We start from the raw sequence: 13,456 nt of genomic DNA, 5'->3' as shown, positions 1-13,456 counted from the left end.
AAGGGTTTTGTAAGGGTCAGGCGAGACGCCTGACCTACAGTGAATTCCTAGGCACAGAGAGCTAAAATCTGCTCGACTACTTGAGGATTAACATCTTCGTATTCGCCTAAAGCTGTCATACCATGCTTTTCTAAATTCTTGATGATTGCTGGAATGCTATCGAGTCCAACACCATAGTCAGATAAACGAGTGCGGACACCTACAGACTCAAAGAAGTTGCGAGTTTTAGCGATCGCATCATTAACCCGTTGTTCTTGATCGCCATCGACGATGCCCCAAACCCTTTCAGCATACTGTAGCAGCTTTTGCCATTTGCGATCGCGTCTAATGGTCAGGGTGCTAGGTAACACAACCGCCAAAGTTTGAGCATGATCTAACCCATGCAACGCCGTCAACTCATGGCCAATCATGTGCGTTGTCCAATCTTGGGGTACACCTGCACCAATTAGACCATTTAGCGCCATCGTTGCCGACCACACCAAATTTGCCCGCGCATCATAATCTTGAGGATTAGCCAAGGTTTTTGGCCCTTCTTCTATCAGGGTTTTCAGTATTGACTCCGCCATCCGGTCTTGCAGTGGCGCATTTGCTGGATAAGTCAAATACTGTTCCATCACATGAGTGTAAGCATCAACAATGCCGTTGCCAATTTGCCTTGGAGGTAGGGAGTAAGTTGTCTCCGGGTCGAGAACAGAGAAGCGAGGAAACACCTGGGAACTAGCGAAAAATAACTTATCTTTGGTTTCCCACTTGGTAACAACCGAGCCGTCATTCATTTCCGAACCGGTAGCTGGGAGGGTCAACACCGCACCGAAGGGTAAAGCCGCAGTCACAGGTGCGTTCTTTGCCAAGATATCCCAAGGGTCGCCTTCAAAGAACACCGCAGCAGCAATAAATTTAGTCCCATCAACAACAGAACCGCCACCTACAGCTAATAGAAAATCGATACCTTCTTTCCGGATTAACTCAACTGCTTTTAAGAGAGTTTCTAGATGAGGATTTGGTTCAATTCCGCCAAACTCAAAGACATTCCGGCCAGCTAACGCCGATTTTACTTGGTCATAGACGCCATTGGCTTTGATGCTACCGCCGCCGTAGGTGATGAGAATTTTGGCATCTGCCGGAATTTCCGCAGCAATATTGGCGATTTGACCTTTACCAAACAGGATTTTAACTGGATTGTAAAAAGCAAAGTTTTTCATGATTGATTTACACAAGGGTATAAGTTTTCGCCTTGAGTATTTTAATCAGTTTTCCGTTGATGGGAGAAAAATGCTGTCAGGTTCTGGGGTGAGGGGCGGTTTTGTGCGATGGCGCACTCTATTGAGAGAATATAAATTAGGCTTCACCTTACCAACTTACCAAGAACAACCCGTCAATTTCGCTGAAGTGCTTATCCCGTGATACTAAAGTTAATTCATACTGCTTGGTAACAGCAGCAATCCAAATATCATTCTCAGGAATTGGTCGTCCCTTCTCTCTGAGAAAATTTTTGATTTCCCCATATTGCTGGGCTGTAACTAGGTCACACTCAAGTACAGAAGTTTTAGCAACAAATTCCTCTATGCGTGTTAAGTTAGCTGTCACTCGTCTAGACTTATAGACACCATAGTAAAGTTCACCCACCACAGTACTGGATACAAACACCTGTTCAGTTTGCGCTATGTTTTCCTGAACTGATGTATCCCTCTGAAACAGAGCAATAATGATATTAGTGTCTAACAAAAACCTACCATTCATCTAAATCAACCTTACCGCAGTCTGCCTCAATTGCCTTTGCCATCAGTTCTAAGTCATCTGCTCTAATCGACCCAGCAAATTGCAACAGTTGTTTACCTGGGACACCTACAGGCTTTTTTGGAGTCTTCTGGGTTAAAGACTCTACTAAATCCAGCACTTGAGTTAGAGCCTCTTCGGGTAGGAGTTGTATTTTTTCTACAATCTTTTCTTGAATTGATTGCACAGTGGTTTTCCTCTATATCTGTGGATAGGCTAATCAATTATATATACTCAAATTCTTCCGTTGCTCTTAGCTATTGCCTCCATAATTATACTGCAAGCAAAGAATATCGTTGATCAAGCCATTTCCCACCGATAGACTTCAATCTGTTGGGTGATATTAATATTTTCAGGTTTACTTAACTAACACACTTGGTTGTTTCCAGTTCCATGGCATCGGAAATAAAGCAAGTCCCACCAAACTTATTTAGAGTGTTTCTAATATTTACTTCCACCAGCGGTAATTTTTCAGGAGGAAAGAAAGCGATAATATAAATGTTGTCTAGCAATGTCATGGCGAAATCATCGCTGGCTGTTCCCCCCCTACCTTTGCCAGTCACATTCTTAATCACTGTATGTCCTGGTATGCCTGACTTTTCTAAAGACTCTAAAATTTTACCGAGTTCGACATAATTAGCAAAGATTTCTATCCGTTTAACTAACCGCATAATCTCAACTCCAAAATATATTGATGCCGTATAAATAAAGTGGGATACCCACAATAATATTGAAAGGGAATGTCACTGCTAAGGCAGTGGAAACATACAAACTAGGGTTGGCTTCGGGAACAGTTAGCCGCATAGCTGCGGGGACTGCGATGTAAGAAGCACTGGCACACAGCACAGCGAATAAAAGGGTATCCCCCTGAGGCATACCAATAATTTTAGCGATCGCTAGGGCAATCGCGGCGTTGACAATGGGGATGAGGATGGCAAACAAGATCAGAAAAACACCTGTTTTTTGCAAATCTTTGATTCTTTGGGCAGCCAGCAGTCCCATATCTAACAAAAAGAACGTGAGGACGCCGTAAAACATATCCTGTGTAAAGGGTTTCAACACCACCCAACCATGTTCTCCAGTCAGGAGTCCCATCACCAGGCTACCAATTAGCAGAAACACGGAACTATTGAGGAAAGCTTCTCGTAAAACTTCTGACCAAACAAACTCTCGCTTACCTTCATTAGCCGTGAAGACATTTACCAAGATCAGACCGATGATAATTGCTGGAGATTCCATCAAGGCCAGGGCTGCTACCATATAGCCATCAAAGGGTATGCCCAGTTGCGTCAGGAAGGAACTAGCCGTAATAAAGGTCACAGCACTGATTGAACCATAGGTAGATGCGATCGCGGCTGCATTATAAACGTCAAGTTTGATTTTCAGAATAAAGAACGTATAAACGGGGACAATACACGCCATGAAAACGGCTGCCAAAAGACTGAGAATCACTTCCTGACTGATGCCACTTTTAACCAGTTCCACACCGCCCTTAAACCCAATGGCAAATAATAAATAAAGGGAGAATAGCTTAGGGATTGGTGGGGGAATTTCTAGATCCGACTTGACAAAAACCGCCAGCATCCCCATGAAGAATGCCAAGACAGGTGGATTCAAGATGTTAGACACAATCAAGCTGACATCCATTCCGCCACTCCTCTAATGTTTTAATTAAAAAATTCTGTATGAATAAGTGTTGCACAAAAAGTGACAACTGCATCGATAATCATATACTGTTGTCGGTGGTCAGGCTAAAAAAGACACAGCTATGTAAAGGTATGTAATCTATAAATCAGGCTGAATTCAGGCAGATCTCAACATATTTGGCTTTCAAAGTGCCTACCTACTTAAGATTTTCAGCAATCGAACTTAAAACTTGAAGTTTGTCAAATCCAAGTGAAATTCAGGCAAGACGTCTATGCAATTATCTCCTCAAGAAAAAGATAAACTTCTGATTTTTACTGCTGCTTTAGTAGCAGAAAGACGCAGGAACAAAGGCTTAAGGCTGAATTATCCCGAAGCAATAGCCTATATCTCTGCGGCGATTTTAGAAGGGGCAAGAGAAGGAAAAACCGTAGAAGAATTGATGAGTTATGGCAAGACTCTCTTGGGAAGAGAAGATGTGATGGAAGGCATTCCGGAAATGATTCATGAAGTGCAAGTAGAAGCTACCTTTCCCGACGGGACGAAATTAGTCACCGTACACGAACCAATTTGTAAATCAATTGTTCCCTTAGTACGTTCTTAGTTTGGCAACTTAAAGAAAGCTCTATCCATCCAAAAACAAAAAAAATTGAATTAACCATGATTCCAGGCGAAATAATTACTCAACCCGGCGACATCGAACTCAATCAAGGGCGAGACATGATCAAAATTGTCGTGGCGAATAAAGGCGATCGCCCGATTCAAGTTGGTTCTCATTTCCACTTTTATGAAGTTAATTCTGATCTAGAATTTTCTCACGTAAAGTATGAACAAGGAGATAGAAAACTCGATAAAATTATTCGCTACAGCGATAACGATCCTACCCTAGGCAGACGTTTAAATATTCCCGCCGGGACAGCCGTTAGATTTGAACCGATGGATGAAGATGCAACACAAGTTGAGTTAATTCCCTTCGCTGGTGAGCGCAAAATTTATGGTTTTAATGGATTAGTTAACAACCAATTAAGTAGTGCATCGTAAATAATTAAAAGTTTGTAGTGAGGACTTTAGTCCTCAACACAGGACTAAAGTCCTTACTACGAGCTAAGTTAATTTTTCTACATTCCTTAACAAAGTTTGATCTATTTTCGCCTACTTACTTAGACACTAATTCAACATTTAGCCGTTGATCATAAACTCAGACAAGGAAATTAACTATGGCAAAATCAGTAGCTAGACTGGGAGTTGGAGGCCCGGTAGGTAGTGGGAAAACAGCGCTGCTAGAATGCATCGTCCCCTTGTTAATGAACCAAGGCATTGAAGTCGCAGTTGTCACTAATGACTTACTCACAACTGAAGATGCAGACCGTCTGAAAAGTCGCGGATTTCTGCCCCCTGAAAGGATTATTGGCGTGGAAACGGGTAGCTGTCCACATACAGCGATTCGCGAAGACCCCACGATGAACCTGCTAGCGGTGAAGGATCTAGAACTGCTTTATCCTCAATTAGACATCATTTTTATTGAAAGTGGAGGTGACAATCTGGCCTCTACCTTTAGCTATGACTTGGTAGACTCCTATATTTTTGTGATTGATGTCGGTGCGGGAGATGATATCCCCCGCAAAAAAGGCCCTGGCTTTGCACAAGCTGATTTAGTGGTAATCAATAAGATTGATATTGCTCCTTATGTAGGTGCTGACTTGGATTTAATCCGTCAACAAGCCCCTTTATACCGCCGGGGGAAACCGATTGCCTATACTAATTGCAAGACGGGAGAGGGATTAAATCAAGTGGTGAATTTCATTTTGGAGACTGTTCTGTTTCGCAGTCCGGACGCTATAGCCAGCTAGGAGGTTGTTATTGGTTGTTACCTTGGAAACTTTCAAACAAACCAAAAACTTAGAGCTAAAACTGGAGTGCGACCGCGACGGTCAGACGATAGTTACTCATCAGTATACAGCCTATCCCTTGGGCATCTCTCGCACCTTCCGCCATCAGCCAGAGAATACCCGGCAGGCTCACCTTTATATTACTAGTAGCTCTCCAGGGTTACTCGCAAATGACGAGCTAAATATTTCCTTACAACTCACTGCTGAAACTCAGCTTCACCTCACAGACCAATCTGCGACCAAAGTGCATCCTATGCCTATTGCTGGCTCAAAAGCGATCGCACATTATGATATCGAACTTCAAGCAGGAGCAAGTTTAGAGTTTGTCCCCGAACCGATCATTCTCTTTAGAGATGCCACTTTAGAGCAAACGCTCAACATCAAGTGTCATCCCACCGCCAAACTATTTTATAGCGAAATAATTGTACCGGGAAGGCTAGCCCGTGGGGAATTTTATGAATTTAACCACTATTTCAGTCGTCTACAAGTTACTTCTTTAGAAAACAAGCTCTGGTTTACCGATGCTATGCGTTTAGAAGGAAAACTCAATCCTTTCAAAAACAGCGATTTATTTGCTAGAGCATCTATCTTGTGCAATGTGATAATAATTCAACCAGAAGCAGACCTGGCGTTACTCAGTGCCAGCTTAGAAGACATAGAAGCCGCTAATTGCCATAGTACAACTGTAGCCACCTCCATTTTACCCAATCACAAAGGCTTATTAATTAGAGCCATAGCCACTGGAACTGGGGGACTCAAAGACTATTTGCAGTACGCCTTAAATTGTGTACGCCGTCTAGGTCATCAACCTTAATTATCTGATATCCCTCTTCCAAGAAACCAGATAAAAGAGAATAATTCCCTAAATTTAAAATCCAATGTAAAACTAGTAACCTCTCACCTTCCTTTCTTTACCTTGGCGTTCTACAGCCCTACGGGCATCGCTGCGCGCGGGCGTCTTGGCGATTAGTTAAAACAATAAACTTTTCACGAATCAAATAAAATTGCTATATGACTGAATTAGCAAAAACTTACCTTGGAAATTTAAAAGAGAATGCTAGCTTATTTCAAAGGATAGAAAAAGAACATTTTTTAGAAGTTTATCTCAAGCCAACCGATAGCCCCAAAGGACGAATCCACACTTGCTCCACTTCAGGAATTGATATCGGGATTATTAAAAGCCGAGATTGGCAATTGCGAGAAGGAGATGTTTTTGCGACAGAAGAGAGTAACTTATTACTAATTCATTTGCAAGAGCAAAAAGTGATGGTACTGACTTTTAACGCACCAGAGAGCGATCATCGCGCAATTGACCTAATTCATTTAGGTCACGTGCTCGGTAATCACCACTGGCCGATCCTCGTCAAAGGTCATCAGATATACATCGAGCTAGCAGCAGAAGCAGAAGTAATAGAAACCACCATCCGCCATTTTCAGATTCCTGGACTACAAATCGACTATGAATGGCGATCGCCTCACGAACAGCTTAACTTTTCCCAACACACCGAACAGCACCATCACCACTGATGAGTCAATCTCCGATTAGTCAACAACTCGCTTTCATGCAACTGTCCGATTCTTTTTTCCCCTCTGGTTCTTATACCCTATCTCACGGACTAGAATCTTTGGTGCAATTCGGTCAACTGCGCGATGCCAAAGACTTACAAATTTTTCTGCAACTACTATTGCAAAACAAAGTAGGGCCAACGGATGCAGTGGCTTTAATCCATGCCTATCGAGGAAGTGCGATGGCAGATTTAGAAGCAGTGCGAGAGGCAGATGCTCAACTATTTGCCCAAAACTTAGTCGAAAAAACTCGTGAAACCGGGCGTAAAAGCGGACGCGCCTTGCTGATGGTTGCTAGTACAACTTGGCCAGATGCTCAATTAGAAACCCTAAATCGAGAAGCGGCTGAAGGTATAATTAACTGCTTACATCCGATTATATTTGCTGTAGTTGCTAGGGCAGCAGGGTTGGAAGAACGGGATACAGTGCTAGCTTTTTTCCATAGTTTTGTGACGGGTTTATTGGGGGCTGCCATTCGCTTGAGCGTTATCGGACATCTCCAAGCGCAACAAGTCCTGCTCCAACTAGCACCAGATATTGAAGCAGCCTACTTGAGGGCGGCTGCTTTGAGATTAGACCAAATGTGGTCTTGTACACCGATGATTGATATTGCCCAAATGCGACATCAAAAATTGGATCATCGGTTATTTGCCAGTTAGTATTTTGCAATTTTTTAAGTTGTTGAGGCGGAAAAAATATGAGTTATCGGATGAATCGACGGAACTATGCAGCCATGTTTGGCCCTACCGTTGGCGATCGCGTTCGACTTGCAGATACAGAGTTATTTATTGAAGTAGAACAAGACTTCACCACCTATGGCGAAGAAGTTAAATTCGGTGGCGGTAAGGTGATTCGGGATGGGATGGGACAGTCTCCCTTAATCAATGGCACCGATATCTTAGGGAATTCTCCCAAGATTGGCGATGGTGTCAACCAAGCCGTAGATGTAGTCATTACCAACGCCTTGATTCTTGATTGGTGGGGCATCGTCAAAGCCGATATTGGCATTAGAAACGGCAAAATATTCAAAATTGGCAAAGCCGGCAATCCCTACACCCAAGACGGCGTAGATATCATCATTGGCCCAGGCACCGAAGTGATAGCGGGAGAAGGCAGAATTGTCACAGCCGGGGCCATTGATACCCACATTCACTTTATTTGTCCCCAGCAAATCGAAACTGCGATCGCCTCTGGAACTACAACCATGCTTGGCGGCGGTACAGGCCCAGCCGCTGGAACTACCGCCACCACTTGCACCCCTGGCCCTTGGAACATTCACCGGATGTTACAAGCAGCCGACGCCTTCCCCATCAACATCGGGTTTTTTGGCAAAGGCAATACCAGCAAACCCGAAGCCTTAATCGAACAAATTGAAGCTGGTGCTATGGGTTTAAAGCTACACGAAGATTGGGGATCTACTCCAGCTGCGATTGATAACTGCCTGAGTGTGGCCGAGGATTATGACGTACAAGTGGCGATTCACACCGACACCCTCAACGAAGCGGGGTTTGTCGAAGACACCATTAAAGCTTTTAAAGAACGAGTGATTCACACCTTCCATACCGAAGGCGCTGGCGGCGGTCATGCCCCTGATATACTCAGAGTCTGTAGCTATAATTACGTTCTACCAGCTTCGACGAATCCCACCCGTCCCTACACCATTAACACTCTGGCAGAACACAAAGATATGTTGATGGTGTGCCATCACCTCGACCCGAACATTGAGGAAGATGTCAAATTTGCCGATTCGAGAATACGCCCCCAAACAATTGCCGCTGAAGATATATTGCAGGATATGGGCGTGATTAGCATCATGTCTTCTGATTCCCAGGCCATGGGCAGAGTCGGGGAAGTGATTATTCGCACTTGGCAAACCGCCCATAAGATGAAAGTCCAAAGAGGCCCCCTTAATTCTGATGGTGCAAATAACGACAACTTGAGAGCCAAGCGCTACATCGCTAAATACACCATTAACCCAGCGATCGCTCATGGAATTGCCAACCATGTCGGTTCTGTCGAAGTCGGGAAGTTAGCCGATTTGTGTTTGTGGAAACCAGCCTTTTTTGGAGTCAAGCCAGAGCTTGTGATTAAGGGAGGAATGATCGCTTGGGGACAAATGGGCGATCCCAACGCCAGTATTTCCACCCCCGAACCCGTTCACATGCGTCCGATGTTTGGCTCTTTTGGCGGGGCAATTGGGGCAAATTCAATTACTTTTGTTTCCCAAGAAGCTTTGAATAGAGAAGTGCCTAAACATCTTGGCTTAACTACTCGCACAGAGGCAGTTGCTAATACACGCAGTATCAGGAAAGCAGATATGAAACATAATGACGCTACCCCCCTAATTGAAGTCGATGCCGAGACTTATGAAGTCAGGGTGGAAGGAAAATTGATCACCTGTGAACCTGCTAGCTATTTGCCCATGGCCCAGCGTTATTTCTTGTTTTAAAATAACGCGAGTTCGACAAATTCTGAGAGACATCCCTCTCCTTGTGAAGGAGAGGGACAGGTTTTGCACCGCAGAACCAGGGTGAGGTTCCGTTAAATCAACACCTATTTTTTAGCAGCCAGGTAGGCTGTTAGCGCCTCAGAACCCCCAATTAATTCACCATCAACGAAGACTTGGGGAACTGTAGTTGCACCTGTAACCGCCCGTAAAGAGCGTGTAGTGACATCCTTACCCAAAACTATTTCTTCGTAATCTATGCCACGTTCTTTCAGCAAAGCCTTAGCACGGGCACAGAAGGGACAACCCACTTTGGTAAACAGAGAAACAAGTTTGGGCTTAACTGCTGCGGGGTTAATAAATTTGAGCATAGTTTCGGCATCGGACACCTTAAAGGGGTCTCCTGGTTCTTCAGGCTCAATGAACATATTGACAACTACACTGTCTCTCACCAGCATTGAGTAGCGCCAGGAGCGTTTACCAAAGCCCAAGTCTGACTTATCCACCAACATTCCCATCCCTTCAGTAAATTCACCATTACCATCGGGAATGAGCGTGATATTTGATGCTTCTTGATCTTTTGCCCATTCGTTCATCACAAAGGCATCATTAACAGAAATACAGATAATGTCATTGACGCCATTTTCTTTAAAAACATTCGCCAATTCGTTGTAGCCAGGGAGATGAGTTGATGAACAAGTCGGAGTAAAAGCACCTGGTAAGGAGAAAACAACAACTGTTTTATCAGCAAATAGCTCATCAGTTGTCACATCTACCCACTTGTCATTTTGACGAGTACGAAAGGTAACATTAGGCACTTTTTGCCCACGGCGATTCGATAACATAAAATTTAGCTCCTGAAGAAATCAATCCAGTCTTACTATGACGCGAGAACTGTTCTGAATGCCAGTTGGCTAAGTTTTTTTAATGATGAATGGAGCGATGGGCGAAGCCCCACCATAGGCGATCGCATCAACAAAAGCAGCTGTTGATTCATAAGGTAAAACATTCCGCCCAGTTATTTTCGTCCCCCGTCCCTGCGGTAGAGTCGCGAGGTATTCAGCTAAGGTGTCATCTGGTTTGGCTTTTTTACCTTCTTTGCTGATACTTGAGGCTGTTTCCCCCATAACTACCAGTGTCGGTTGCTTAATCGATGCGATCGCACTAGTGTAATCTCGTTGCCAAAACCTAGCTAAAAAAGAAAATACCGCATGGCGACTGGCGATATTTTTAGCCCCGGTAACCAAAACATTTAACCATTCTTCATCGACAGCATCACTGGAAGCAAATAATCTTTCAGTCGAGAAAGAACGCAAAAATTTTCGCGTCCGCGCATAACGATAAAAAGCATTTCCTAAAGGCGAATTAAGCAAGCTCCAAATTAATTTTTGCTGCCTTTCTGGCGCTTGCTTCGTAATCACTGACCAAGTAGGAGGACCTGAGAGTACAAGACCAGCAATCAAATTAGATTCCAATTGCACCAATTCAATTGCTACCGGAAATAGAGCACCTTGCACCACTAAAATTACAGGTTTTTGCACCACTGTTTGTAAAAAGTGTTGCAACTGTTTTGCCCAATCAGTTGGAGTGTAAGCCCGACGTGGCATATCACTTTCACCGCATCCCATTAAATCAGGGTTATAAATGGGATTTAGGTGATTTGTGAGATACCATTCACGGCAAAACCGCTGCCAAAATTGCCGCGATAAACCCACACCAATAGGATGAATTAACAGCAAGGGGATGCTTTCTGGTATTGAATTTATGGGTTGATGAAGTTCATAAGCACAGCGATAGTTTTGCCAAGTATAAAACTGGGTAGAAGATGCCGCCGCATCTGGTGTATTAGTTAAAGTGGAAGGTCGCATAATTCAAGCTGCTAAATATCTGCTAAAAAATCATCTGAGGATGAATAAACTGGTATCCTGCATCTTTTAGCTTTTGATTCGATACCCAGGTATTATATGGACGGAGAATTTTATTATTCGTATCCCATATAACATTAGGCAAATCATGTTTTGTAAACACCGTATCCAGTAATTCTCGACTGGTGAGGTGTGCATCATCCACCAAGTTATAAATACCTTGAAAACGTTGGTGACGGGCAAACTCTATAGCACCAACAATATCATCCAAGTGAACCCAATTTGTGACATCCTCACCATTACCGGGACGGGTTGTACCAGCGGCTCGACCAAATATTTTCACCAGTTCCCTACCAGGGCCATAAATTCCCCCCAAACGCAAGATACAAACACGGAGATTTTCATTAGCTGCTGAGAGCAAAATTTCCTCAGTTTTTAGGAGAATATGGGCATTAATATTAGGAGGTGCTGGCGGTGTTTCTTCATCTACCCAAACACCATTTCTATCCCCATAAACCGAATAACTTCCCGTATAGATTAATTGGCTAATCCGGGGAAACTGCGGCAAAATGGAAACTAAACTTTTGGCAGTATGCAGATAAGTTTCTTCATAGACATTCGCACCCTTTGCACTCACACTTAACAGGACAACATCTTGATTTTGTAAAACAGATTTTAGTCCTTCTAGGTTATTCCCTTCGGTAACTATAACTTTTTGAGCTACTGCTTGGAGTGCTGGGACACGTTCAGGGGTTGTTGTGGTTGCACTGATAACAAGATTTAACTTTTGCTGCCAATATTGAGCAACTGTATAACCGACATAACCACAACCAATGATTGCAACATTCATAACAATTCTGACACAAATAAATTAAATTACTCCCCAGATTTAAGAGGCGATAGTACAAGAATTTTCAACTAATGACTATCGCTACGCTTCGAGCCAAAATTCTAAATTAAAAATTCAAAATGAAATAAACTCTTTTGAAATTTGAATTTTGAATTTCCCCTAGGGGTTGACTATTTTGCTAATTCTTCTTCAATTATGGCAATTAATTCTGGTGAATCTGGCTGGACACTGCTCTTAAATCGAGCTATGACTTCGCCCTGCTTGTTGACTAAAAATTTTTCAAAGTTCCAAGCAACTTCAACTGTTGGCTCAACTGCATTGGTAAGTCGAGCATAAAGGGGATGCTGCTGGGAACCTTTAGCATGAACTTTATCAAACATGGAAAAGGAAGCGCTAAACTTGCTCGTGCAAAATTGCACAATCTCTTCATTGCTTCCTGGTTCTTGTGCTCCAAAATCATTGCAGGGGAAGCCTAAAATGCGTAACCCTGCTTGCCGGTACTTTTGGTTTAACTTTTCTAGTCCCTCATATTGAGGGGTATAACCGCAGTAGGAAGCCACATTCACAATTAAGAGTACCTTGCCAGTGTACTCGTTTAGCTGCTTATCCTCACCGTTGATTGTCTTGACGGTGATGTCAGATATTGTGCTACTCATGTTGAAACTGAATATTTAGGTAATATTGCCAAGTTTCGCATATTGCAGGTACCGCCAACTCGGTTTTTTCGCCATTTTGCCAACTAGGGTTGAGTTCACTGATGAATTGCGCCATCAGGCATAATTGCTCCAGCCAAGTTAGCGCCAATCAGTTTCACCAGCAGGCGATCGCCTGAACGAATCCGCGCCCCCGTCAAGTCAGCCCCCCGCAAGTCGGCACCACTGAGATCGGCGCCAATCAAATTAGCAGAGCGTAAATTCACTTCTCTCATGTCAGCCAAAAGCAGATTAGCTCTAAACAAATTTGCTTCTGACAAATCCGCGCCTCTGAGATTAACTTTGTGCATAAAAGTATCGCTGAGATCTGCACCTCTCAAGTTGGCATAACTCAGATTTCTGCCAGATAAATCTTTATTGCTCAAGTTTGCTCGACTGTAGTCTTTGCCACTCAAGTCTTGGTTTTGCTTGGGCGGTGGAGAGTTTGTTGGCGTTGGTGTTTTTTGCGGCGGCGTCGTTGAGCTATGTGTTGTTTGATGCTTGATTTTTAAAGAGCGCAATTTTTCGCGAGCTTCATTAATTGCTTTGAGTTTGTCTTGTGCTTTCTGTTGTAAGCGGAGATTGTCTTTGGGAATGCGATCGGGGTGCCAAACAAAAACTAAATCTTTGTAAGCCTGGTTAACTTCTTCAAGTGTTGCCCCAGGCTCTAATTCCAAGACTCTATAGTACCGCTCCAGCTCGCTCATACAATATTTTGGTGGACAATC

17 protein-coding genes are annotated in these 13,456 nt (G+C 43.5%); 7 read left to right on the top strand and 10 right to left on the bottom strand.

What is annotated here, in order from left to right; all coding sequences use genetic code 11:
* Nucleotides 1-47: 47 nt before the first annotated feature.
* The 5 genes from CYLST_RS22500 to CYLST_RS22480 form a co-directional block, all read right to left on the bottom strand.
* On the bottom strand, nucleotides 48-1,202 hold the full coding sequence (locus tag CYLST_RS22500) for an iron-containing alcohol dehydrogenase (protein ID WP_015210041.1): 1,155 nt from the start codon (nucleotides 1,200-1,202) through the stop codon (nucleotides 48-50).
* A gap of 148 nt (nucleotides 1,203-1,350) precedes the next feature.
* Nucleotides 1,351-1,740, bottom strand: coding sequence for a type II toxin-antitoxin system VapC family toxin (locus CYLST_RS22495; protein ID WP_015210040.1), 390 nt, complete (start codon nucleotides 1,738-1,740; stop codon nucleotides 1,351-1,353).
* Nucleotides 1,730-1,963, bottom strand: coding sequence for a DUF2281 domain-containing protein (locus CYLST_RS22490; RefSeq protein WP_015210039.1), 234 nt, complete (start codon nucleotides 1,961-1,963; stop codon nucleotides 1,730-1,732). The genes CYLST_RS22495 and CYLST_RS22490 overlap by 11 nt, the downstream gene beginning before the upstream one ends.
* 175 nt (nucleotides 1,964-2,138) lie before the next feature.
* The gene (locus CYLST_RS22485) at nucleotides 2,139-2,447 is read right to left on the bottom strand and encodes a P-II family nitrogen regulator (RefSeq protein ID WP_015210038.1); all 309 of its coding nucleotides are present in this window, start codon (nucleotides 2,445-2,447) and stop codon (nucleotides 2,139-2,141) included.
* 4 nt (nucleotides 2,448-2,451) lie between these two features.
* The gene (locus CYLST_RS22480) at nucleotides 2,452-3,423 is read right to left on the bottom strand and encodes a sodium-dependent bicarbonate transport family permease (protein WP_015210037.1); all 972 of its coding nucleotides are present in this window, start codon (nucleotides 3,421-3,423) and stop codon (nucleotides 2,452-2,454) included.
* Between the two features lie 271 nt (nucleotides 3,424-3,694).
* Between CYLST_RS22480 and ureA the strand changes: the two genes are divergently transcribed.
* The 7 genes from ureA (at nucleotide 3,695) to ureC (ending at nucleotide 9,324) form a co-directional block, all read left to right on the top strand.
* Nucleotides 3,695-4,024 (top strand): urease subunit gamma, encoded by a 330-nt coding sequence (gene ureA, locus CYLST_RS22475; RefSeq protein ID WP_015210036.1) that lies wholly within the window; start codon nucleotides 3,695-3,697, stop codon nucleotides 4,022-4,024.
* Nucleotides 4,025-4,080: 56 nt separating this feature from the next.
* A complete protein-coding gene (locus CYLST_RS22470; protein WP_015210035.1) occupies nucleotides 4,081-4,461 on the top strand; it encodes an urease subunit beta in 381 nt (126 codons plus the stop codon).
* Nucleotides 4,462-4,637: 176 nt separating this feature from the next.
* Complete coding sequence (gene ureG / locus CYLST_RS22465; protein WP_015210034.1) at nucleotides 4,638-5,270, top strand: urease accessory protein UreG; 633 nt, start codon at nucleotides 4,638-4,640, stop codon at nucleotides 5,268-5,270.
* A 10-nt stretch (nucleotides 5,271-5,280) separates the two neighbouring features.
* Nucleotides 5,281-6,123, top strand: coding sequence for an urease accessory protein UreD (locus CYLST_RS22460; protein WP_015210033.1), 843 nt, complete (start codon nucleotides 5,281-5,283; stop codon nucleotides 6,121-6,123).
* Between the two features lie 197 nt (nucleotides 6,124-6,320).
* A complete protein-coding gene (locus CYLST_RS22455; protein WP_015210032.1) occupies nucleotides 6,321-6,836 on the top strand; it encodes an urease accessory protein UreE in 516 nt (171 codons plus the stop codon).
* Nucleotides 6,836-7,534, top strand: a complete 699-nt coding sequence (locus tag CYLST_RS22450) for an urease accessory protein UreF (protein ID WP_015210031.1) — start codon at nucleotides 6,836-6,838, stop codon at nucleotides 7,532-7,534. Before CYLST_RS22455 ends, CYLST_RS22450 begins: the two co-directional genes overlap by 1 nt.
* Before the next feature lie 38 nt (nucleotides 7,535-7,572).
* The gene (gene ureC / locus CYLST_RS22445; RefSeq protein ID WP_015210030.1) at nucleotides 7,573-9,324 is read left to right on the top strand and encodes an urease subunit alpha; all 1,752 of its coding nucleotides are present in this window, start codon (nucleotides 7,573-7,575) and stop codon (nucleotides 9,322-9,324) included.
* Between the two features lie 104 nt (nucleotides 9,325-9,428).
* On the opposite strand, the gene CYLST_RS22440 is transcribed toward ureC, so the two are convergent.
* From CYLST_RS22440 to CYLST_RS22420, 5 genes are all read right to left on the bottom strand, one after another.
* Entirely contained in the window at nucleotides 9,429-10,166 is a 738-nt protein-coding gene (locus CYLST_RS22440) for a glutathione peroxidase (RefSeq protein ID WP_015210029.1), read from the bottom strand.
* Nucleotides 10,167-10,235: 69 nt separating this feature from the next.
* A complete protein-coding gene (locus CYLST_RS22435; protein WP_015210028.1) occupies nucleotides 10,236-11,189 on the bottom strand; it encodes an alpha/beta fold hydrolase in 954 nt (317 codons plus the stop codon).
* A gap of 22 nt (nucleotides 11,190-11,211) precedes the next feature.
* Nucleotides 11,212-12,036: an SDR family oxidoreductase gene (locus CYLST_RS22430; RefSeq protein ID WP_015210027.1), complete on the bottom strand. Its 825-nt coding sequence runs from the start codon at nucleotides 12,034-12,036 to the stop codon at nucleotides 11,212-11,214.
* 170 nt (nucleotides 12,037-12,206) lie between these two features.
* Nucleotides 12,207-12,692 (bottom strand): glutathione peroxidase, encoded by a 486-nt coding sequence (locus CYLST_RS22425; RefSeq protein ID WP_015210026.1) that lies wholly within the window; start codon nucleotides 12,690-12,692, stop codon nucleotides 12,207-12,209.
* A gap of 95 nt (nucleotides 12,693-12,787) precedes the next feature.
* Complete coding sequence (locus CYLST_RS22420; RefSeq protein WP_015210025.1) at nucleotides 12,788-13,435, bottom strand: pentapeptide repeat-containing protein; 648 nt, start codon at nucleotides 13,433-13,435, stop codon at nucleotides 12,788-12,790.
* Nucleotides 13,436-13,456 lie beyond the last annotated feature (21 nt).

It is taken from the genome of Cylindrospermum stagnale PCC 7417, assembly GCF_000317535.1.
In the GTDB taxonomy this organism is placed as follows: Bacteria; Cyanobacteriota; Cyanobacteriia; order Cyanobacteriales; family Nostocaceae; genus Cylindrospermum; species Cylindrospermum stagnale.
The sequence above is the reverse complement of the archived record's forward strand: the minus strand, read 5'-3'. Positions and strand labels throughout refer to the sequence as shown.

Bases quoted from the DNA above. Each gene is read 5' to 3' on its own strand.
- CYLST_RS22500 (WP_015210041.1), bottom strand. From the start codon at position 1,202: ATGAAAAACTTTGCTTTTTACAATCCAGTTAAAATCCTGTTTGGTAAA.
- CYLST_RS22495 (WP_015210040.1), bottom strand. From the start codon at position 1,740: ATGAATGGTAGGTTTTTGTTAGACACTAATATCATTATTGCTCTGTTT.
- CYLST_RS22485 (WP_015210038.1), bottom strand. From the start codon at position 2,447: ATGCGGTTAGTTAAACGGATAGAAATCTTTGCTAATTATGTCGAACTC.
- CYLST_RS22480 (WP_015210037.1), bottom strand. From the start codon at position 3,423: ATGGATGTCAGCTTGATTGTGTCTAACATCTTGAATCCACCTGTCTTG.
- ureA (WP_015210036.1), top strand. From the start codon at position 3,695: ATGCAATTATCTCCTCAAGAAAAAGATAAACTTCTGATTTTTACTGCT.
- CYLST_RS22470 (WP_015210035.1), top strand. From the start codon at position 4,081: ATGATTCCAGGCGAAATAATTACTCAACCCGGCGACATCGAACTCAAT.
- ureG (WP_015210034.1), top strand. From the start codon at position 4,638: ATGGCAAAATCAGTAGCTAGACTGGGAGTTGGAGGCCCGGTAGGTAGT.
- CYLST_RS22455 (WP_015210032.1), top strand. From the start codon at position 6,321: ATGACTGAATTAGCAAAAACTTACCTTGGAAATTTAAAAGAGAATGCT.
- CYLST_RS22450 (WP_015210031.1), top strand. From the start codon at position 6,836: ATGAGTCAATCTCCGATTAGTCAACAACTCGCTTTCATGCAACTGTCC.
- ureC (WP_015210030.1), top strand. From the start codon at position 7,573: ATGAGTTATCGGATGAATCGACGGAACTATGCAGCCATGTTTGGCCCT.
- CYLST_RS22440 (WP_015210029.1), bottom strand. From the start codon at position 10,166: ATGTTATCGAATCGCCGTGGGCAAAAAGTGCCTAATGTTACCTTTCGT.
- CYLST_RS22435 (WP_015210028.1), bottom strand. From the start codon at position 11,189: ATGCGACCTTCCACTTTAACTAATACACCAGATGCGGCGGCATCTTCT.
- CYLST_RS22430 (WP_015210027.1), bottom strand. From the start codon at position 12,036: ATGAATGTTGCAATCATTGGTTGTGGTTATGTCGGTTATACAGTTGCT.
- CYLST_RS22425 (WP_015210026.1), bottom strand. From the start codon at position 12,692: ATGAGTAGCACAATATCTGACATCACCGTCAAGACAATCAACGGTGAG.
- CYLST_RS22420 (WP_015210025.1), bottom strand. From the start codon at position 13,435: ATGAGCGAGCTGGAGCGGTACTATAGAGTCTTGGAATTAGAGCCTGGG.